At 65.9% G+C, this 21065-nt stretch carries 21 protein-coding genes; 18 read left to right on the top strand and 3 right to left on the bottom strand.

Annotated features, from left to right (window positions below; all coding sequences use genetic code 11):
• Positions 1 to 5 precede the first annotated feature (5 nt).
• The 18 genes from pheA to mnhG all read left to right on the top strand — a co-directional run bounded on the left by pheA (position 6) and on the right by mnhG (position 18100).
• Complete coding sequence (pheA, locus tag ASC78_RS08340) at positions 6 to 1127, top strand: prephenate dehydratase (RefSeq protein ID WP_055799190.1); 1122 nt, start codon at positions 6 to 8, stop codon at positions 1125 to 1127.
• Positions 1128 to 1141: 14 nt separating this feature from the next.
• Positions 1142 to 2023: a prephenate dehydrogenase gene (locus ASC78_RS08345; protein WP_055799193.1), complete on the top strand. Its 882-nt coding sequence runs from the start codon at positions 1142 to 1144 to the stop codon at positions 2021 to 2023.
• Position 2024: 1 nt separating this feature from the next.
• Positions 2025 to 4037, top strand: coding sequence for a bifunctional 3-phosphoshikimate 1-carboxyvinyltransferase/cytidylate kinase (locus ASC78_RS08350; RefSeq protein WP_055799196.1), 2013 nt, complete (start codon positions 2025 to 2027; stop codon positions 4035 to 4037).
• A gap of 229 nt (positions 4038 to 4266) precedes the next feature.
• Positions 4267 to 5955, top strand: a complete 1689-nt coding sequence (gene rpsA, locus ASC78_RS08355; RefSeq protein ID WP_055799200.1) for a 30S ribosomal protein S1 — start codon at positions 4267 to 4269, stop codon at positions 5953 to 5955.
• Between the two features lie 71 nt (positions 5956 to 6026).
• On the top strand, positions 6027 to 6353 hold the full coding sequence (locus tag ASC78_RS08360; protein WP_019654766.1) for an integration host factor subunit beta: 327 nt from the start codon (positions 6027 to 6029) through the stop codon (positions 6351 to 6353).
• A 52-nt stretch (positions 6354 to 6405) separates the two neighbouring features.
• Positions 6406 to 6747, top strand: a complete 342-nt coding sequence (locus ASC78_RS08365; protein ID WP_055799203.1) for a LapA family protein — start codon at positions 6406 to 6408, stop codon at positions 6745 to 6747.
• A complete protein-coding gene (gene lapB, locus ASC78_RS08370; protein ID WP_055799208.1) occupies positions 6737 to 7915 on the top strand; it encodes a lipopolysaccharide assembly protein LapB in 1179 nt (392 codons plus the stop codon). The genes ASC78_RS08365 and lapB overlap by 11 nt, the downstream gene beginning before the upstream one ends.
• Positions 7916 to 8061: 146 nt before the next feature.
• Positions 8062 to 8424: a ComEA family DNA-binding protein gene (locus ASC78_RS08375; protein ID WP_055799211.1), complete on the top strand. Its 363-nt coding sequence runs from the start codon at positions 8062 to 8064 to the stop codon at positions 8422 to 8424.
• Positions 8425 to 8635: 211 nt separating this feature from the next.
• Positions 8636 to 9604 (top strand): TRAP transporter substrate-binding protein, encoded by a 969-nt coding sequence (locus ASC78_RS08380; RefSeq protein WP_055799214.1) that lies wholly within the window; start codon positions 8636 to 8638, stop codon positions 9602 to 9604.
• 35 nt (positions 9605 to 9639) lie between these two features.
• On the top strand, positions 9640 to 10173 hold the full coding sequence (locus tag ASC78_RS08385; protein ID WP_055799217.1) for a TRAP transporter small permease: 534 nt from the start codon (positions 9640 to 9642) through the stop codon (positions 10171 to 10173).
• A gap of 21 nt (positions 10174 to 10194) precedes the next feature.
• On the top strand, positions 10195 to 11508 hold the full coding sequence (locus ASC78_RS08390) for a TRAP transporter large permease (protein WP_055799219.1): 1314 nt from the start codon (positions 10195 to 10197) through the stop codon (positions 11506 to 11508).
• 23 nt (positions 11509 to 11531) lie between these two features.
• Positions 11532 to 11909: a fluoride efflux transporter CrcB gene (crcB, locus tag ASC78_RS08395; protein WP_055799221.1), complete on the top strand. Its 378-nt coding sequence runs from the start codon at positions 11532 to 11534 to the stop codon at positions 11907 to 11909.
• Between the two features lie 76 nt (positions 11910 to 11985).
• Positions 11986 to 14928, top strand: coding sequence for a monovalent cation/H+ antiporter subunit A (locus ASC78_RS08400; RefSeq protein ID WP_055799224.1), 2943 nt, complete (start codon positions 11986 to 11988; stop codon positions 14926 to 14928).
• On the top strand, positions 14928 to 15281 hold the full coding sequence (locus ASC78_RS08405; RefSeq protein ID WP_055799227.1) for a Na+/H+ antiporter subunit C: 354 nt from the start codon (positions 14928 to 14930) through the stop codon (positions 15279 to 15281). Before ASC78_RS08400 ends, ASC78_RS08405 begins: the two co-directional genes overlap by 1 nt.
• 41 nt (positions 15282 to 15322) lie before the next feature.
• Positions 15323 to 16981 (top strand): monovalent cation/H+ antiporter subunit D, encoded by a 1659-nt coding sequence (locus ASC78_RS08410; protein WP_055799671.1) that lies wholly within the window; start codon positions 15323 to 15325, stop codon positions 16979 to 16981.
• The gene (locus ASC78_RS08415) at positions 16978 to 17469 is read left to right on the top strand and encodes a Na+/H+ antiporter subunit E (protein WP_055799230.1); all 492 of its coding nucleotides are present in this window, start codon (positions 16978 to 16980) and stop codon (positions 17467 to 17469) included. Before ASC78_RS08410 ends, ASC78_RS08415 begins: the two co-directional genes overlap by 4 nt.
• Entirely contained in the window at positions 17466 to 17744 is a 279-nt protein-coding gene (locus ASC78_RS08420; protein WP_055799233.1) for a K+/H+ antiporter subunit F, read from the top strand. The genes ASC78_RS08415 and ASC78_RS08420 overlap by 4 nt, the downstream gene beginning before the upstream one ends.
• Complete coding sequence (gene mnhG, locus ASC78_RS08425) at positions 17741 to 18100, top strand: monovalent cation/H(+) antiporter subunit G (protein ID WP_055799235.1); 360 nt, start codon at positions 17741 to 17743, stop codon at positions 18098 to 18100. Before ASC78_RS08420 ends, mnhG begins: the two co-directional genes overlap by 4 nt.
• Positions 18101 to 18121: 21 nt before the next feature.
• Here the strand turns inward: mnhG and ASC78_RS08430 are convergent, their stop codons facing one another.
• The 3 genes from ASC78_RS08430 to ASC78_RS08440 are packed head-to-tail and all read right to left on the bottom strand — an operon-like array spanning position 18122 to position 21062.
• Positions 18122 to 19144, bottom strand: a complete 1023-nt coding sequence (locus tag ASC78_RS08430; protein WP_055799238.1) for an XdhC family protein — start codon at positions 19142 to 19144, stop codon at positions 18122 to 18124.
• A gap of 16 nt (positions 19145 to 19160) precedes the next feature.
• Positions 19161 to 19814 (bottom strand): CoxG family protein, encoded by a 654-nt coding sequence (locus tag ASC78_RS08435; protein ID WP_055799241.1) that lies wholly within the window; start codon positions 19812 to 19814, stop codon positions 19161 to 19163.
• 33 nt (positions 19815 to 19847) lie between these two features.
• A complete protein-coding gene (locus tag ASC78_RS08440; protein ID WP_055799243.1) occupies positions 19848 to 21062 on the bottom strand; it encodes a vWA domain-containing protein in 1215 nt (404 codons plus the stop codon).
• Positions 21063 to 21065: the final 3 nt, after the last annotated feature.

Below are 21065 nucleotides of genomic sequence, written 5' to 3' on the forward strand. Positions count from 1 at the left end.
CACCGATGACCGCCTCCGCTCCAACTCCGCCCTCCTCCCCCGACAACTCCGAGAGCCTTGCCGATCTGCGCGTGCAGATCGATTCGCTCGACCAGCAATTGCTCAGCCTGCTCAATGAGCGGGCCCACGTGGCAGAGCTGGTCGGCGAGGTCAAGAAGCGCGAAGGTACGCCGTATTTCCGCCCCGACCGCGTGGCCCAGGTCATCGAAAAGATGCAAAAGAGCAATGGCGGTCCGCTCAAGGACCTGCATGTTGCGGCCATCTGGCGCGAGATCATGTCGGCCTGCCTGGCGCTCGAATCGCCTCAGCGCGTCGCCGTGCTGGGCCCCGAAGGCACCTTCTGCGAACAGGCCGCCATCGAATACTTCGGCGGCGCCGCCGACCTGATCTACTGCGCCAGCTTCGACGAGGTGTTTCACGCCACGGCGGCCGGTAGCGCCCAGTACGGCGTGGTGGGCGTCGAAAACTCGACCGAAGGCGTCGTGACGCGTTCGCTCGACCTGTTCCTGCACTCGCCCACTCACGTGGTCGGCGAGGTCAGCCTGCTGGTGCGCCACCATTTGCTGCGCAGCAGCAATACGCTCGACGGCGTCGAGGCGGTGCTGGCCCATCCGCAGGCGCTGGCCCAGTGCCAGACCTGGCTGTCCAAGCACCTGCCCAATGCCGAGCGGCGCGCCGTCTCGAGCAATGCCGAAGGCGCGCGGCTCGCGGCCACCAACCCGGCCTGGGCCGCCCTGGCCGGCGAACGTGCCGCCACCCGCTTCGGCCTGCACATCGTTGCTCACGCCATCCAGGACGACTCCTACAACCGCACCCGCTTCTCGGTCATCTGCCTGCCCCAGACGCTGGCCATGCCGCCGGCATCCGGGCGCGATTGCACGAGCCTGATCGTTTCCGTGCCCAACCGCCCCGGCGCCGTGCACGACCTGCTGGTGCCGCTGAAAGTCAACAACGTTTCCATGACCCGTTTCGAGTCGCGGCCCGCGCGTACCGGCCAGTGGGAGTACTACTTCTACATCGACCTGGACGGCCATCCCTCGCAGCCCAACGTGGCTGCGGCCCTGGCCGAGCTCCGCGGCCTCTGCGCGTTCTACAAGGTGCTTGGCGCCTACCCCGTCAAAGCCTGAGCCGGACAAGCACCATGTTCGAGCAATTGGGATTGATCGGCTGCGGCCTCATGGGCGGCTCCTTTGCGCTTGCGCTCAAGCGCGCAAAGCTGGTGAAACGCGTGGTCGGCTACAGCAAGTCGCCCTCCACCACCGAACGAGCGCGCCAGCTCGGCGTGATCGACGTCGTGGCGCCTTCCGCGCTGCTGGCGGTCTCGGGCTCCGACCTGGTGCTTCTGGCCGTGCCGGTGGCGGCCTCGGAAGCCACCTTCAAGGCCATTCGCCACGGCATTTCGAACGACACGCTGGTAATGGACGTGGGTTCGACCAAGGGCGACGTCATCGAAGCCGCGCGCATTGGCCTTCACGACCAGTTTGCCCACTTCGTTCCGGCCCACCCGATTGCCGGCAAGGAGGTGTCGGGCATCGAGCACGCCGACGCTTCGCTCTACGCCGGCCGCAAGGTCGTGCTGACTCCCGTCAAAGCCACGCTGCGCTCCAACGTGCAGCGCGCTTCCCAGGTCTGGAGCGGTATTGGCGCCAACGTGGTCACGATGACGCACGAGGAACACGACAGCGCCTTCGCGGCCGTGAGCCATCTGCCGCACCTTTTGGCCTTCGCCTACATCAACGCCCTCGTCGCGCAGCCGCAGGGCGACCGCTTCCTGGGCCTTGCCGGTCCGGGCTTCCGCGATTTTTCGCGTATTGCGGCCAGCGACCCGGTGATGTGGCGGGACGTGCTGCTTGCCAACAGAGAGCAGGTGCTGCTGCAATCGCAGGCCTTTCGCAAGGCGCTGCTGGAACTCGAGGCGCTGATGGCGGCCACCGACACGCAGGCGCTGGAGCATGCGATTGCCGCGGCGAGCAAGGTGCGCTCCGCCTGGCATTCCAACACCGACGCCTCGCAGGACGCCTGACATGTTTTCGACGGCCTTCCTGGACATTCCCCCGCTCGCGGCGGCTTCAGGCACCGTTCGGCTGCCCGGCTCCAAGAGCATCTCGAACCGCGTGCTGCTGCTGGCGGCGCTGGCAAGCGGCACCACCACCATCCACGACCTGCTCGACTCGGACGACACCCGCGTGATGCTCGACGCGTTGCGCGCGCTCGGATGCGGCATCGACGCGGCGGGCAGCACGCTGCGCATCACCGGCCTTGGCGGCCAATTGAAGCCCGGCGGCCCGCTGTTGCCGCTGTTCCTCGGCAACGCCGGCACCGCAATGCGGCCGCTGACCGCCGCCCTGTCGCTGCTGGGCGGCGAATTCGAACTGAGCGGCGTGCCGCGCATGCACGAACGGCCGATCGGCGACCTAGTCGATGCGTTGACTCAACTCGGCTGCCAGATCGACTATCTGGGTAATCCCGGCTATCCGCCGCTACGCATCCGGCCGGTTGATCACGGCGCGCTGGCGCTCGATGCACCCATCCGCGTGCGCGGCGACGTGTCGAGCCAGTTCCTCACGGCCTTGCTGCTGGCCTTGCCGCTGGCAGCCCGCAAAGACATCGTGATCGAGGTGGTCGGCGAGCTCATCTCCAAGCCCTACATCGAGATCACGCTGAATCTGCTCGCGCGCTTCGGCATTACGGTGCGCCGCGACGGCTGGGAGCGCTTCACCATTCCCGCCGGAAGCAGCTACCGCTCGCCGGGCGACATCCACGTCGAGGCCGATGCCTCCTCTGCCAGCTATTTCATCGCGCTGGGTGCCATAGCAACGGGCGCCGCCGGCCAGAAGAGCATCCGCATCGAAGGCGTGGGTGCTGATTCGATCCAGGGCGACATCCGATTCATCGACGCCGCGCGGCAGATGGGCGCAGAGATCGACAGCGGACCCAACTGGCTCGACGTGCGCCGCGGGGCTTGGCCTCTCAAGGGCATCGACCTCGACGCGAACCACATCCCCGATGCCGCCATGACGCTTGCCGTCATGGCGCTGTATGCCGACGGTCCGAGCACCCTGCGCAACATCGCCAGCTGGCGCGTCAAGGAAACCGACCGCATCGACGCCATGGCGAACGAGCTCCGAAAGCTCGGCGCCACGGTCGAATCCGGTCCCGATTTCATCCGGGTGCACCCGCTCGCGCAGGCCGACTGGCGGCCGGCCAGCATTCGCACATATGACGATCACCGCGTGGCCATGTGTTTTTCGCTCGCGGCGTTCAATCCAGCCCAGGTGCCGGTGCGCATTCTCGAGCCCCACTGCGTTGCCAAGACCTTTCCGGACTACTTCGAAACCCTGTTTTCGGTGGCCGAAGCGCACGAGGTCCCGGTGATCTGCATCGACGGCCCCACCGCCTCGGGCAAAGGCACGCTGGCGGCCGAAGTGGCCCGCCTGCTCGGCTACCACTACCTCGATTCAGGCTCGCTCTACCGCGTGACCGGCTTGGCCATGCGGCGCGCCGGGCTCAGCGCCGATCCGCAGCACGAAGCGCAGATCGCCGCCCTGGCAGCGTCCCTGCCGCTGCACTTCACCGAAGGCAAAGTCCTGCTGGCCGGCGAAGACGTGAGCGACGACATCCGTACCGAAGCCGCCGGCATGGACGCCTCCCGCGTCTCCACCCTGCCCGCGGTGCGCGCGGCGCTTTTGGCCCTCCAGCAGCGCTTTCGGCAGCTTCCGGGCCTGGTGGCCGATGGACGCGACATGGGCACCGTGATCTTCCCCGATGCGGCGCTGAAGGTCTTCCTGACGGCCAGTGCCGCGCAGAGGGCCGAACGCCGGCATAAGCAGTTGATTTCAAAGGGTATTTCGACTACACTTGACAGTCTTCGCTCCGACTTGGAAGCACGCGACGCCAGGGACTCGTCCCGCAATGTCGCTCCCCTCAAGCCGGCGCAGGATGCCCGCCACCTCGACAACTCTCAGCTGTCCATCGAGCAATCGATCGACCAGGTGTTGAACTGGTGGCAGGAAGTTCAGCCGTTCAAGCCCGCTTGAGCGGTTTGAAGTTACAGCCTTTCAGGTCCGCCCGAAAGGCTCGCGCCAACCGGATTCCGGGGTAGCGCATACCGCTCCAGCAGGCTCCTCTCGCGCGACAGCGCACTGGCCTGCTGGTTGTTCAACCAACCGGGCACCAGCCCACAAAACCGCCGTCTCCAGACTCACAGCAGCCGCACGCAATTTCGCAAGAGCGCCTGCCAACCCTGCCTGACGGAAGGAACCATAAATGTCTGAATCTTTTGCCGACCTATTCGAAGAGTCCCTGAAGCGTTCCGAAATGCGCACCGGCGAGGTCATCACGGCCGAAGTCGTGCGTGTCGAACACAACCACGTCGTCGTGAACGCCGGCCTCAAGTCCGAAGCGTACGTGCCGATCGAGGAGTTCAAGAACGACAAGGGCGAACTCGAAGTCCAGGCCGGCGACTTCGTTTCCGTTGCCATCGGCAGCGTTGAAAACGGCTACGGCGACACCATCCTCTCGCGCGACACCGCCAAGCGTCTGGCCTCGTGGCTCGCGCTCGAGAAGGCACTGGAATCCGGCGACTTCGTCACCGGCACCACCAGCGGCAAGGTCAAGGGCGGCCTTACCGTGCTCGTCAACGGCATCCGCGCTTTCCTGCCGGGTTCGCTGATCGATACGCGTCCGATCAAGGATCTGACGCCGTACGAAAACAAGACCATGGAATTCAAGGTCATCAAGCTCGACCGCAAGCGCAACAACGTCGTGTTGTCGCGCCGCGCAGTGGTCGAAGCCAGCATGGGCGAAGAGCGCGCCAAGCTGATGGAGACCTTGAAGGAAGGCGCCGTTGTCCGCGGCGTGGTCAAGAACATCACCGAATACGGTGCGTTCGTCGACCTCGGCGGCATCGACGGTCTGCTGCACATCACCGACATGGCATGGCGCCGCGTTCGCCATCCGAGCGAAGTGGTGCAAGCCGGCCAGGAAATCACCGCCAAGATCCTCAAGTTCGACACCGAAAAGAACCGTGTCTCGCTGGGTCTCAAGCAAATGGGCGACGACCCGTGGATGGGCGTTTCGCGCCGCTACCCGCAATCGACCCGCCTGTTCGGCAAGGTCACGAACATTGCCGACTACGGCGCGTTCGTCGAACTCGAACCCGGCATCGAAGGCCTGGTGCACGTCTCCGAAATGGACTGGACCAACAAGAACATCGCTCCGAACAAGATCGTCTCGCTGGGCGACGAAGTCGAAGTCATGGTCCTCGAAATCGACGAAGACAAGCGCCGCATCAGCCTGGGCATGAAGCAGTGCAAGGCCAACCCGTGGCAAGAGTTCGCGCAAAACACCAAGCGCGGCGACCGCGTCAAGGGCCCGATCAAGTCGATCACCGACTTCGGCGTGTTCGTGGGCCTGGCTGCCGGCATCGACGGCCTGGTGCACCTCTCGGACCTCTCGTGGAACGAAGCCGGCGAAACCGCCGTTCGCAACTACAAGAAGGGCCAGGAAGTCGAAGCAATCGTGCTGGCTGTGGACGTCGACCGCGAGCGCATCAGCCTGGGCATCAAGCAGCTCGACAGCGACCCGTTCACCACGTTCACCACCGTGAACGACAAGGGCCAGATCGTGACCGGCAAGGTCAAGACCGTGGACGCCCGCGGCGCTGAAATCGACCTCGGCGAAGACATCATCGGCTACCTCCGCGCCAGCGAAATCTCCCGCGACCGCGTGGAAGATGCACGCAACGTGCTGAAGGAAGGCGACGAAGTCACCGCCATCGTCGTGAATGTGGATCGCAAGACCCGCAACATCCAGCTGTCGATCAAGCAGAAGGACATGGTCGACGAGCAAGGCGCCATGGCCAACCTGAGCCAGCAGTCGGCGCGCGAAAACGCGGGCACGACCAGCCTGGGCGCCCTGCTGCGCGCCAAGCTGGACAACAACGACAGCAAGTAAGCTCGTCCGAAGACAGAGCAGGCCCCTGGGGCCGCTCTGTCTTTTTTTTCGTCTACGTTTTTGTTTGGCCTATGACCCGCTCTGACCTCGTCGAAGAACTTGCAGCGCGCTTTGCGCAGTTGACGCACCGCGATGCCGAATACGCCGTCAAGACCATCCTCGACGCGATGAGCGACGCGCTGGTGCGCGGGCATCGCATCGAGATCCGTGGTTTCGGCAGCTTCTCGGTCAACCGGCGTCCGCCGCGCATCGGCCGCAATCCGCGTTCGGGCGAAAGCGTTCAGATTCCCGAAAAACGGGTGCCGCATTTCAAGCCGGGCAAGGCGCTGCGCGAAGCCGTCGACGCCAAGACCGCCGAACTGGATGCAGGCAAGGAAGCCAAGGGCCGCAAGGCCTGATGATCCGCGTGGATGATGCAAACGTAGAATGCTCCCGGCAACGGGAATGGCTATGAAATACCTCCTGTGGCTGCTCAAGGCAGCCATTTTTTTTACGCTTTTTGCTTTCGCGCTGAACAACCAGCACGACGCGACGGTCTACTTCTTCTTTGGCACCCACTGGCGCGCGCCGCTGGTGCTCGTGGTGCTCGCGGCTTTTGCGGGGGGCATCGTCGTCGGTGCGCTCGGCATGCTGCCCGGATGGTGGAAGCACCGCGCCGCAGCAGCGGCCCAGCAGCCCTCCACGCCCGAGCAAACTCCGGCAACGAGCGGATCGACTGTCGCACCCGCGCCCACGCCGATACCGTCCATCACCGCCACCGACCTACCTGCCGTACGCCAACATGGACTTTGATCCCAGCTGGCTGCTGATCAGCCTGCCCATCGCCTTCGTTCTGGGCTGGCTCGCCTCGCGCTTCGACATCCGTCAGCTCAAGCTCGAAAACAGGCAAGCCCCCAAGGCCTATTTCCGCGGCCTCAACTTCCTGCTCAACGAGCAGCAGGACCAGGCCATCGATGCGTTCATCGAGGCCGTGCAGAACGACCCCGACACGCAGGAGCTGCACTTCGCCCTCGGCAACCTGTTCCGCCGCCGCGGCGAATACCAGCGTGCAGTGCGCGTGCACGAGCATCTGCTGGGCCGCGGCGATTTGAGCCGCGGCGACCGGGAGCGCGCCCAGCATGCGCTGGCGCAAGACTTCCTGCGCGCCGGCCTGCTCGACCGTGCTGAAGCCGCACTGCAAAAGCTCGAAGGCACGCGCTACGAGAACGAGGCGCGTCTTTCATTGTTGGCCATTTACGAGCGTTCGCGCGAATGGACCCAGGCCGCCGACGTGGCGCAAAAACTCGATGAGTCCGATCAGGCGAGCTACAGCACGCGACGGGCCCATCATCTGTGCGAGCAGGCGGCCGAACAGGTCGCGGCCGGCGACCTGGCCGCGGCCAACCGGCTGCTCTCGGAAGCCGTTGCACTGGCGCCGCAAGCGCCGCGCCCGGCTATCGACTCCGCCACGCTGCAGTTGCGCAATGGCGAGGCCACCACGGCATTCGACACGCTCATCGCACTGAGCGACACAGCGCCGCTTGCGCTACCGCTGTATGCCGCTGCGCTGCAGCAGGCCGCGGTGGCCGCCCACCGCGAGGGCGAGGCGCTCCAGCTGCTGCAGCGCCGCTATGCCGAGTCGCCGTCGATCGACGTGCTCGAGGCGCTGATGGCACTCGGCGGTTCTCCGGCGCGTGCGGTCGCCGCGGCAGAAGGTGCGCCGCTCGCCCCGCGCGACGGCTACATCGCTCATCTTGCGCAGCAGCCTTCGCTGGTGGCCGCTTCGCGCTGGTTGGCGGGCGAGCGCTTCGAGCACGAACAGTTCCACCCGCAGGTTCAGCGCGCGCTCGACCAGGCCACGCGCCCGCTGATGCGCTACCGCTGCGCGGCCTGCGGCTTCGAGGCGCACCAACACTTCTGGCACTGCCCCGGATGCCAGGCCTGGGACAGCTATCCGCCGCGCCGCGTCGAAGAACTCTGAGCAACGTTCCGAACATGTTTCGGAACAATGGTGACCAGCGTCGTTGCGGCATGCCGCGCCGTCAACGCCTCTTTCCCTGCACTCGTTGAACGCGAGCCGGCGACTTCGTCGGCAAGACGAAATCAACAATCAGGGAGTTTGAAATCATGCTGAAGAAAATTCTGGCCACGCTGGCCATGCTGTTTGCGGCTGCTTCGTTTGCCGCGGTCGACGTCAACAAGAGCACCGCCGCCGATCTCGATGGCATCAAGGGCATCGGCCCGGCCATGTCCAAGCGGATCCTCGATGCTCGAAAGACAGGCGAGTTCAAGGATTGGCCCGACTTCATGCAGCGCATCAAGGGCGTGAAGGAAAAGAAGGCCGAGAAGCTGTCCGCCGAAGGACTCACGATCAACGGCCAAGCCTTCGGTGGCCAAGCCAGCGCACCGGCAGCCGCCAAGGCAGACAAGGCCGCAAAGCCCGTGAAGGCAGCCCCCGTTGCTGCGGATGCGAAGCCAGCCAAGCCCTGACCGAAAGGCCACGACCCAGTTGCTCGGTCCCGCATGCGCGGACCGTTGGCAGCTCACGCAAAACCGCCCTCGAGGCGGTTTTTTTACGTGGGCCGCAGCACCAGACCGTGCTGCCGCGCGACGCCGCGTGGCAGGGAAATGCCTCAGGAGTGGCCCGGAATTTGCACGTATGCTCGTTTCCGTTTTCACTCTCATTCGTTCCGGAGCACTCATGAATCACAAGTTCGGTATTGCCCTGGCCGGCCTCACCCTCGGTGCCGCAGCCTTCGCGCAAACCAAGTGGGATCTGCCTACCGCCTATCCGGCGACCAACTACCACACCGAAAACATCACGCAGTTTGCAAAAGACGTGGACGCCGCCACCGGCGGCAAGGTCAAGATCACGGTGCATGCCAACGCGTCCCTGTTCAAGGCCCCTGAAATCAAGCGCGCCGTGCAAAGCGGCCAGGCCCAGGCCGGGGAGATCCTGCTGGCCAATTACGCGAACGAGAATCCGATTTACGCGCTCGACGGCGTTCCTTTCCTCGCCACCACCTACCCCGAAGCAAAGAAGCTCTACGAGGCCTCCAAGCCCGCCATGGAAAAGCTGCTTGCGGCGCAAGGCATCAAGGTGCTGTTCATGGTGCCATGGGCGCCGCAGGGCATCTATTCCAAGAAGGAGATCAGCTCGGTGGCCGACCTGCGCGGCATCAAGTGGCGCGCCTACAGCCCGGCCACCGCGAAGATCGCCGAGCTAATCGGCGCGCAGCCGGTGCAGATCCAGCAGGCCGAACTCAGCGCCGCCATGGCCACCGGCGTGATCGAGAGCTACATGAGTTCGGGCTCCACCGGCTACGACACCAAGACCTACGAGCACATCAAGAATTTCTACGACACCCAGGCCTGGATTCCGAAGAACGCGATCCTGGTCAACGCCAAGGCCTTTGATGCGCTCGACGCCACCACCAAGGCCGCCGTCACCAAGGCCGCGGCCGATGCCGAAGCCCGCGGCTGGAAAATCGCCCAGGAGAAGAACGACGAATACAAGCGCCTGCTCGCCGAGCGCGGCATGAAGGTTCACAAGCCCTCGCCCAAGCTCGACGCCGACATGCGCCAGGTCGGCGGCATCATGCAGGCCGACTGGCTGAAGGCCACCGGTGCAGAGGGCGCCGCGATCATCGACGCCTACAAGAAGAAGTGATGAAGCCTCCACGCTCATCGCGGGAGGTCTGAACCGTGCGCCGTTTCCTCGACCATTTGTACGACGGCGCAGGCGCGCTCGGCGCCTTTTGCGTGTTCCTGATCTTCGTGCTGATGATCCTGGCCGGCGTGGGCCGCCAGATGAACTGGCACGTGAGCGGGCTCAACGACGTAGTGGCGTGGCTGTGCGCCGCCGCCGCGTTCTTCGCGATGGCGCATGCCTTCCGGCACGGCGACTTCGTCCGCGTGACGCTGCTGCTCGACGCCGTGCCCGCCAAGGTGCGGCGCGTGCTCGACGTGGTGTGCCTGTTGATCGCCTCGGTATCGGTGGCCTACCTCACCTACTGGGCCACCAGCTTCACCTACGAGAGCTACGAGTTCGCCGAAATGGCGACCGGCCTCGTCGTCATCCCGATCTGGATTCCGCAATCGACCTTCGTGATCGGCTGCTGGTTGCTGCTGATCGCCATGATCGATGAAATGGTGGGCGTGGTGCGCGGCGAGAAGCCGAGCTACCAGCGCGCCATCGAAGAACGCCACGCCGCGGGCGATTTCTCTTCCGACGTCTGAACCACGACAACAAAGACACCGATGTTCGAGAACCTCTGGATGGGCGCCCTGCTGCTCGCCATCATGCTGTTGTTGCTGGCGGGAGGCGTGTGGATTGCCATGACGCTGGCCATCGTGGGCTGGGTCGGCCAGGCCTTCTTCACCAACACGCTGCCGGGGAAAAACCTGTTCTCGGCCTTCTGGGAAAGCAATGCGAGCTGGGAGCTCGCGGCCCTCCCCCTCTTCATCTGGATGGGCGAAATACTCTTTCGCACCAAGCTCAGCGAAGAGATGTTCGAGGGCCTGCGGCCCTGGCTCAACCGCGTGCCCGGCCGGCTGATGCACACCACCATTCTCGGCTGCGGCGTGTTCGGCTCGGTCTCGGGCTCATCGGCCGCCACATGCGCAACCATCGCGAAGGTGGCGCTGCCCGAACTCAAGCGCCGCGGCTACAACGAGAAGCTGGCCATCGGTTCTCTAGCCACCGCCGGCACGCTGGGCATCTTGATTCCGCCGTCAATCACGATGGTGGTGTATGCCGTGGCGGCCGATGCCTCGATCATCCGCATCTTCCTGGCCGGCTTCCTGCCGGGCTTCCTGCTGATGCTGCTGTTTTCGGGCTACATCGGCTGGTGGAGCCTGCGCAACCCGGACCAGGTACCGCCCGCCGACCCGCCGACCACCTTCAGGGAAAAGATCCGGCTCTCGGGCAACCTCATTCCTTGTGCACTGCTGATCGTCTTCATCGTCTGGGTGCTGGTGGCAGGCTGGGCCACGGCCACCGAATGCGCGGCCTTCGGCGTGCTGGGCGCGCTGGGCATCGCGGCGTGGGGCAAGAGCCTCACCTGGAAGAATTTCAAGGAGGGGATCATGGGTGCCACGCGCACCAGCTGCATGATCATGTTCATCCTGGCCGGCGCCGCCTTCCTCACCAAGACCATGGCCTTCACCGGCATTCCACGCGAGCTGGCCGAGTGGGTCGACAGCATGCATCTCTCGCCCTATGCGCTCATCGGAGCGCTGGTGGTGGTGTACCTGGTGCTGGGCACGGCGCTCGACGGCATCTCGATGATCGTGCTGACCAGCGCGGTTGTGTTGCCGATGATCCAGAAAGCCGGTTTCGACCTGATCTGGTTCGGCATCTTCATCGTGCTGCTGGTCGAGATCGCCGAGGTCACGCCGCCGGTGGGCTTCAACCTCTTCGTGCTGCAGAACATGACCGGCAAAGACAGCAACGTGATCGCCAAGGCGGCCATTCCGTTCTTCTTCTGCCTGGTGCTGTGCATCGTGCTGATCACGCTGTTCCCGAGCATCGTGACGATCCTGCCCGATGTCGTGATGGGCAAAGAGAAGTAGGCGGCCTGCGGATAATCACCGCCATGCTGCTGAACGCCTTCGTCATCTGCCTCGCCGCCTGCGTCGGCGCCCTCATGCGCTGGGGCTTCGCGCTCTGGCTCAACCCGGGCAGCGCGCTCCCCTGGGGCACGCTCGCAGTCAACCTCATCGGCGGCTACCTGATCGGCGTGGCCATCGGCGTCTTCAACGGACTGCCCGACATCGATCCCGCGTGGCGGCTCATGGTCATTACCGGGTTCCTTGGAACGCTCACCACCTTTTCCAGCTTCTCCGCAGAGGTCGTCGGAATGCTGATGAACGGAAGGCTCGGCCTCGCGCTGGGCACCGTGGCCCTGCACCTGGGCGGGTCGCTGTGCATGACATGGCTCGGCCTGCGCACCGTGCAGTCCTTCTCAGGCTGAAAGCCCCCGAAAACCGCCCATAAACTGCGGTATGACCCAGGGTCGACCAGGGGGCCGGTCGATAGAATCGATCGCAATGCCCCTGGTCCTCCTCGTCGCTCTTCCTTTCATTGCCAGCGTGCTGGCGGCGTTGATGCCGTCCAACGCGCGCAACCGGGAATCGACGCTCGCGGGACTCGTCGCGCTGGGCTGCGCACTACAGGTTGCATGGCTCTTTCCGCAGATCGCACACGGCAACGTGCTGCGCCAGGAGATCGAGTGGTTGCCGGAGCTCGGCCTGAACCTCGTGTTCCGCATGGACGGCTTCGCATGGCTGTTCTGCATGCTGGTGCTCGGCATCGGCGCACTGGTGGTGCTCTATGCGCGCTACTACATGTCGGCCTCCGACCCAGTGCCGCGCTTCTTCTCTTTCTTTCTTGCGTTCATGGGCGCGATGGTGGGCGTGGTGCTCTCGGGCAACCTGATCCAGATGGTGCTGTTCTGGGAGCTCACCAGCCTGTTCTCGTTCCTGCTGATCGGCTACTGGCATCACCGGCGTGATGCGCGGCGCGGCGCGCGCATGGCGCTCACCGTCACCGGTGCGGGCGGACTGTGCCTCCTGGCGGGCGTGCTGGTGCTGGGCCGCATTGCGGGCAGCTACGAGCTCGACGTGGTGCTGGCTTCGGGCGATGCCATTCGCGCTCATGCGCTCTATCCCGCCGCGCTGGTGCTGATCCTGCTGGGGGCGTTCACCAAGAGCGCGCAGTTCCCTTTTCACTTCTGGCTGCCGCGCGCCATGGCGGCACCGACCCCCGTTTCTGCCTACCTGCATTCAGCGACCATGGTGAAGCTCGGCGTGTTCCTGATGGCGCGGCTGTGGCCGGTGCTGTCGGGCACCGAGGAGTGGTTCTGGCTCGTCGGCGGCGCGGGCGCCCTCACGCTGCTGCTCGGGGGCTTTGTCGCCATGTTCCAGCGCGACCTGAAGGCGCTGCTTGCGTACTCGACCATCTCGCATCTCGGGCTCATCACGCTGCTGCTCGGGCTCAACAGCCCGCTCGCTGCGGTGGCGGCCGTATTCCACGTCATGAACCACGCCACCTTCAAGGCGTCGCTCTTCATGGCTGCCGGCATCATCGACCACGAGAGCGGTACGCGCGACATCCGCAAACTGAGCGGCCTGCTGCGGTTGATGCCGATCACGGGAACGCTCGCCATCATCGCAAGCGCCTCGATGGCGGGCGTGCCGCTGCTCAACGGCTTTCTCTCGAAGGAGATGTTCTTCGCCGAGACGGTGTTCATCAAGGCGACGCCATGGGTCAACGTGAGCCTGCCCATCATCGCAACCATCGCCGGCATCTTCAGCGTGGCGTACTCGGCGCGCTTCGTGTTCGACGTGTTCTTCGGTCCGCCGTGCGGGCCCGACGTGCCGCGGCAGCCGCATGAGCCGCCGCACTGGATGCGGGTGCCGGTCGAACTGCTGGTGCTCGTCTGCCTGGTGGTGGGTGTGGCGCCAGACTGGTCCGTGGGTGGGCTGCTCGCGGCCGCCGCCCTGCCGGTGGTGGGCGGTGTGCTGCCTGAATACAGCCTGGCTGTGTGGCACGGCTTCAACCTGCCGCTGGCCATGAGCTTCGTGGCGCTGGCGGGCGGCGTGGTGCTGTATCTGTCGCAGCGCCGCCGCCGCGCGCAAGGCGATCTCGCACACACGCCGCTGCTGCACCGTTTCGACGGCCAGGCCATCTTCGAGCATCTGCTCGCGCAGCTCAGCGAAGCCGGCCGGCGCAGCCGCCGCGTGCTGGGCACCCGGCGCATGCAGACGCAGTTGCTGCTGCTGATCGGGGTGGCGGGCGCGGGCGCCGCGGTTTCGCTCTGGACCGCACCCGTCACGCGCGGCACCCGCGAACTGCTGCCGTTCTCGACGATGTTCGCGATGACCTGGCTCATCGGCGGCGTCTGCGCACTGGCCGCGGCATGGCAGGCCAAGTTCCATCGGCTTGCCGCGTTGATGCTCGCTGCGGGCGCGGGCCTGGTGTGCTGCGTGACCTACATCTGGTTCTCGGCGCCCGACCTGGCGCTCACGCAATTGGTGGTCGAAGCCGTGACCACGGTGCTGATCCTGCTCGGCCTGCGCTGGCTGCCGATGCGCAGCAAGGACGCCGTGCAGTCTGCGCGCACCCGGCTGCGCCCCTGGGGCCGGCGCGGGCGTGACCTGCTGGTGGCGACAGCCGCCGGCAGTGGCATGGCGGCGCTGGCCTGGATGATGATGACGCGCCCGTTCCCGCAGAGCATCTCGCCCTTCTTTCTCGAGCGCGCGCTCACCGAGGGTGGCGGCACCAACGTGGTCAACGTGATGCTGGTCGACTTTCGCGCGTTCGACACCTTCGGCGAAATCACCGTGCTCGGCGTGGTCGCGCTCACCGTCTATGCGCTGCTGCGCCGCTTCCGGCCGGCGCGCGAATCGATGGCGCTGCCGGTGCAGCAGCGCGCACAGGCCGACGACGGAAGCAGCGACCTGCTGAACCCGCGCCTCGCCAAGGACACGGCCGTCGGCTACCTGATGGTGCCGGCGGTGCTGGTGCGGCTCCTGCTGCCGCTTGCAGTGCTGGTGTCGGTCTACTTCTTCATGCGCGGGCACAACGCGCCGGGCGGCGGCTTCGTCGCGGGGCTGGTGATGTCGGTGGCGCTCCTGCTGCAGTTCATCGTCTCCGGCACCGAATGGGTGGAGGAGCATCTGCGCATCTATCCGCGCCGCTGGATCGCCATCGGCCTGCTGCTCGCGCTGGCCACTGGCGGGGGCGCGGTGCTATTTGGCTATCCGTTCATGACCACGCACACCGCGCACCTGCACCTTCCGATCCTGGGCGAGTTGCACGTGCCGAGCGCGCTTTTCTTCGACATCGGCGTGTTCGCATTGGTGCTCGGCGCCACCATGCTGATCCTCACCGCGCTGGCGCACCAATCGGTACGCAGCCACCGCTGGGCCGACGAGCAGCGCGAGAAAGAGGCAATTGCGCAGGCCGAGGCGGTGGAGGGCGCGCACTGATGGAAATCGTGCTCGCACTCGCCATCGGCGTGCTCACCGGCTCGGGGGTGTACCTGCTGCTGCGTCCCCGAACCTTCCAGGTGATCATGGGCCTCACGCTCATCTCATACGGCGTCAACCTGTTCATCTTCAGCATGGGCCGGCTCAAGCTCGACAGCGAGCCCGTGCTGGTGAAGGGCTTTACCGCCACGCTGGCGAATACCGCCGACCCGATGCCGCAGGCCCTGGTGCTGACGGCCATCGTCATCGGCTTTGCGATGACCGCGCTGTTCCTCGTCGTGCTGCTGGCCTCGCGTGGCCTGGCCGGCACCGACCACGTGGACGGCGAAGAGCGGAAGGGGGCGGCGGAGTGACGGCGCTCATTCAACTCCTCGACCGGCTGCTCGACTTCAGCATGCCGCATCTCGTGGCGGTGCCGATCCTCGTGCCGCTGCTCACGGCCGCGTTGATGCTGCTGCTCGGCGAAAGGCGCCGCCGCACCAAGTCGGCCTTGAGCGTGGTCTCGGGGCTGGTGGGCTTGCTGGCGGCGCTGGCGCTGCTGCGCTGGGTGAATGCCCCCGGCACTGGCGACGGACCCGGTTCGATCGGCGTCTACCTGCCCGGTAACTGGCAAGCCCCCTTCGGCATCGTGCTGGTGGCCGATCGGCTGTCGACCATGATGGTGGCGCTTACCGGAGTCGTCGCCTTTGCGGCCTCGATCTATTCCACCTCGCGCTGGGACCGCGCAGGCGTGCATTTCCATCCGCTGCTGCAGCTGCAGCTCATGGGCCTGAACGGCGCCTTCCTGACCGGTGACCTGTTCAACCTGTTCGTCTTCTTCGAGGTGATGCTCGCGGCATCCTATGGCTTGCTGCTGCACGGGTCGGGGCGGCTGCGCGTGCAGGCCGGGCTGCATTACATCGCCATCAACCTGGCCGCTTCGTCTCTCTTTCTGATCGGCGCGGCGCTGCTCTATGGCGTGACCGGCACACTCAACATGGCCGACCTGAGCGTGCGCATTGCCGAGCTCGCGCCATCCGACCGCGGCTTGGTGCATGCGGCCGCGGCCATCCTCGCGACCGCGTTCTTCGCCAAGGCCGGCGCCTGGCCGCTCAACTTCTGGCTGGTGCCGGCATACAGCGCGGCGGTGTCGCCTGTGGGCGCCGTCTTCGCGCTCTTGACCAAGCTCGGCATCTATACGCTGCTGCGCCTGTGGACCCTGCTCTTCGCGCCCGATGCGGGCAGCTCAGCCGCGTTCGGGCAGTCGGTTCTCATCGCAATCGGCCTGGCAACACTGTTCGCGGGCGCCCTCGGCATCGTGGGCACGCAGCGGCTATCCAATCTTGCCGGCTTCAGCGTGCTGGTGTCGGCCGGCACGCTGATCGCGGCCATCGGCCTCGGGGAACCGGCCGTGTGGGCAGGAGCGCTCTACTACCTGCTGAGCTCTACGCTCGCCGTCAGCGCCTTCTTCCTGTTGGTCGACATGATCGAGCGCTGGCGCAACGCCGGCCTGAGCGTCGCGCCGCATGAACAGGCAGGCAACGCGCCGTTCCTGGCGGAAGACCTGCGCGTGCTCGACGACGTGAATCTCGACGACGAAGCGCAGGCGCTCTACGGGCGCGCCATCCCCGCGGGTGTGGCTTTCCTGGGCCTGAGCTTCATTGGCTGCACCTTGCTGCTCGCCGGCCTGCCCCCGCTCTCGGGCTTCGTCGGCAAGTTCGCGATGCTGTCGGGCGCCTTCGTGACCAGCGGCACCTCCACGGCCGCATGGATCTTCCTGGCCCTGCTGATCGCCTCGGGCTTCCTGGCGCTGACTGCACTGAGCCGCACCGGCATGCGCCATTTCTGGACTCAGCCGCATCCCACCATGCCTTCGCTACCTTTGCTCGAAGTGCTGCCGGTGGCCGGCCTGCTCGCGGCCTGCGTGGCACTGACGGTGTGGGCCGGCCCGGTCATGCGCCATGCGCTCCTCACCGCCGAAGGGCTGCATGCGCCCGCGGTGTACCGCAATGCCGTGATGAATGCGCGGCAGGTGCCCAATCCGGTGGCCCCGGCGATAGGCCTTGCCCCATGAAGCGCTGGGTTCCTTCGCTGCCGCTGTCGATCGCGCTGTTTGCCGTGTGGCTCCTGCTCAACCAGTCGCTCGACCCTGCCACGCTGGCATCCGCGCTGGTGCTGGCCATTGCCGTTCCGCTGCTCACCGAGGGCCTGCGGCCCGCCACCGTTCGCATGCGCAAGCCCTGGGTCGCGCTGCGGCTCGCGGGCCGGGCCTCGGCCGACATGCTGCATTCCGCGCTCTTCGTGGCGCGCCGCCTGCTCACACGCCGCACGTCGCGCATCGCGTCGAAGTTCGTGAACGTGCCGCTCGAGTTGCGCGATCCGAACGGGCTCGCGGTGCTGGCCATGATCATGTGCCTCACGCCCGGCACCGCCTGGGGCGAGATTTCGTTCGACAGCAGTGCGCTGCTGATCCATGTGTTCGACGTCGAAGACGAAGCCGCTTTCATCGCCACGATCAAAGAGCGCTACGAGCACCCCTTGATGGAGATCTTCGAATCATGACGCCTGTTCTTTTCTGGGCCTTGAGACTCGCGCTGCTGCTGCTGGCCGTGGCCATGATCTGCGCGCTCACCCGCCTTCTCGTCGGCCCGACCGCGCAAGACCGCGTAATGGCACTGGACTGCCTCTACATCAACGGCATGCTGATGATGCTGGTGCTCGGCATCGTCTATGCAAGCAACGTGTACTTCGAGGCAGCCATGCTCACGGCGCTGTTCGGCTTCGTGGGATCGACGGCCATGGCGAAGTTTCTCTTGCGTGGGGAGGTCATTGAATGAATGACTTCATCGTGGGGCCGCTGCCCCTGTGGGCGGAAGTTATCACGGCAGTATTCGCGGTGCTGGGCGCCGCTTTCGCCGCCATAGGCTCATTCGGCCTCGTGCGCTTGCCCACGTTCTTCCGCCGCATTCATGCGCCAACGCTCGGTGCCACGGCGGGCGTGTGGTGCATGACGATCGCCACCATCGTCTATTTCTCGGTGCAGGGCTACAGCCTGTTTCTGCACGCCGTGCTGATCGTTCTCTTCATTGCGCTCACCGCGCCCATCACCACCATCTTCCTGATGCGCGCCGCACTCTTTCGCGAACGGCAAAAGGGCGGCGACGTGCCGCCGGCGGCGAAGTCGGCTGACTGACGCGACCAGGCCGCGATTCATTCAGCTCATGGCGAGCTGCTGCATGCCCTTGGCGCGCGCCACTTCCATTTCGCGCGGCAGCGTCACCGCGTTCTTCACCGCAAGAATCTCGGCCATCACGCTCACCGCGATTTCAGGCGGCGTCTTGCTGCCGATATAGATGCCGATGGGGCCACGCAGGCGCGCGAGCGACTCGGCCGTCTGCCCGAAGTGCTCGATCATCCGGTCGCGCCGCGCCTCGGCGTTGCGGCGCGAGCCGATGGCTCCCACGTAAAAGGCCTCGCTCTGCAGGGCTTCGAGCAGCGCCAAGTCGTCGAGCTTGGGATCATGCGTGAGCGCGACCACGCAACTGCGCCGGTCGGGCTTGAAGGCCAGCACCGCGTCGTCGGGCATCTCGGTGGTGATCTCCACGCCCGGTAGCGACCACGCAGTGCGGTACTCGGCGCGCGGGTCGCACAGCGTCACTGCAAAGCCGCTGAACTTGGCCATCGTCGCAAGGTATTCGGCCAACTGCCCCGCGCCGATCAGCAGCATGCGGTACTCCGGGCCGAAGGTGTTGGTGAGCTCGGTGTCGTTCACCTTGAGTTCGTCGGGCGCGGTCGCTTCGGCCAGGCGCACGGCGCCGGTTGCGAGGGCGACGGTGCGCTGCATCAGCTTGCCTTGCTCGAGCTCGGCCACCAGCGTGTCCAGCGAGGCCGCTTCGGGGTCGTATTCGAGCAGCAGCTCCAGCGTGCCGCCGCAGGGGAGCCCGAAGCGATGCGCCTCGTCGGCCGTGATGCCGTACTTCACGAGGGCGGGCGGGGTGCCCGGCGGCACCTCTTCGCCGTTGCCGTGGGCGTGGCTGTAGCGGGCGATCAGGTCGTCCTCGATGCAGCCGCCGGAGACCGAGCCCACCACCGCACCGTCGTCCGCCAGCGCCATGATCGAGCCGACCGGCCGAGGCGACGAGCCCCAGGTGCGCACCACCGTGGTCAGCAGCGCGCGCTTGCCGGCCTGCCGCCAGTCGCGCAGCGTGCGCAGCACCATGACGTCGAGATTTTCCATGGCTTGTTTCGTGTCCTCAGCTCGCGTCGTCCGATCCGGCGGACGCGTCCTTGTCGTCCTTCTTGCCGAGGCCGATCTTCTTCATGAAGCCGGACATGACGCCCGCCTTCTCCGCGGGGGCCTCCGCCGTTTCTTCGGCGGCGGCAGGAGGCGGGCCGTAGCGGCTCTGCATTTCGGCCTCGAAGCGCTTGAAGAAATCGTCGGCGGTCGACTTGGCGGCGCCATCGATGAGACGCTGGCCCAGCTGGGCGATCTTGCCGCCGACCTGCGCCTGCACGGTGTAGTCGAGCTCGCAGCCGACAGGCGAAGGCACGGTGTCGGCGGAAGCGGCTTCAACGCCGTCGATGACTGGCGGCACCGCGGCGGCGCCGTCCAGCGGCCTGAGCGTCACGCTCGACGAGCCCTTGGCAAACCCCGCCACACCGCCCTGCCCCTCGAAGGTGAGCTTGTAGCCGTCGGGCGCGACGATGTCCGACAGCGCCACCTTGCCGCTGAACTTGGCCGACACCGGACCGATCTTGACCGCAAGCGCCACGCTGTACTGGTTGTCGCCCGTGAGCTCGAACTTGTCGCAGCCGGGAATGCACTTCTTGAGCGTCTCGGGATCGTTGAGCGCTTCCCACGCCTGTTGTTGCGTGATGCCGAGGCGGCGGTTACCGAGCATTTCCATGGTGGAGTTTCCTTTTGTCTTTTCTGTGAGCCGCTAGCGGCTGGACCGCATCAAGGCGGCAAGGCTGGCGGCCAGCTGTTCGAGGGCACTGAGATTGTGGACCGCCAGCATCGCGTCTGCATGGCGGTGCAGCACGCTGGCCCCACGCGCCAAAGGGGCGTAGCCCTCGAAGCGCAGCAGCGGGTTGAGCCACAGCAGCCGGCGCGAGTGGCGCTTGAGCCAGAGCAGTTCGTTCTCGAGCAGCGCCGGCTCTCCGGTGTCGAGCCCGTCGCTGATCACCAGCACCAGGGTGCGGCGGCCCGTCAGGCGGCGGGCATGCGCGCGGCGCAGTTCGGCGAGCGAACTGCCAAGCCGCGTGCCGCCCGCGAAATCGTCGATAGCAAGGCTGGCGGCGCCCAGCATGGCGTCGGTGTCGGCCAACCTGAAAGCGGGCGTCAGGTCGGTCAACCGGGTGCCGAACGCGAACACGTCGCGCCGGCCAGCGCGGCGGGTTGATGCGTGCAGAAACGCGAGCAGCAGCCGCGCATAGCGCTCCATCGAGCCCGACACGTCAACCAGCACGAGGAGCGGCAGCGGCTGCTCGCGGCGGCTCAGCTTGGGCAGGCGAAGTATTTCGCCGCCCGTGCGCGCCGCCTCGTGCAGAACGCCGGGCCAGTGCATGCGCGCATGCTGCGAACCCGCATCGTTGGCCGGGCGCAGCCGGCGTGACGGCAGCGAGGGAATGGGCAAGGAGATGTCGCGCGCAAGGCGCTCGACCAGCCGGTATTCCGAAGCGCCGAGCGCATTGAAGTCCGCATGCTGCAGCCGTTGCCGGTCACTCGACGTCATGGCGGCATCGAACTCGACCTCCTTGTCGGGCTTGGCGGCCACGGCTGGCTTGGCCGGATCGCGCGGCGCGGTGAGTGCCTCGCGCACGCGAGGGCGACGCTTGGAGGGCTCGGCCTTGCCCTCTGCACTCGGCAACATCTGCGCGAGCAGCTTGTTGGCCAGTTCAGGGTCGCGAAACCACGCATCGAAGAGTTCGCGGAACACCATGCGGTCTTGCTCGCGGCTCACCATGACAGCTTCCATCGCGGCACTCAGATCGAGACGGCTCTCCACACCCACCAGCGTGGCCGCTTCGGCAGCAAGCGCGATGCGCATGGCATCGGTGCGCACGCCGGCGCGGCGCAGCGCGCGGCCAAAAGCGGTGATGTTACCGGCCAGCTTGCCGCTGCGTACGTCGCCGAGTTGCTGGATGCCGGTCATGGG

It is taken from the genome of Variovorax sp. Root318D1 (assembly GCF_001424835.1).
Taxonomy (GTDB): domain Bacteria; phylum Pseudomonadota; class Gammaproteobacteria; order Burkholderiales; family Burkholderiaceae_C; genus Variovorax.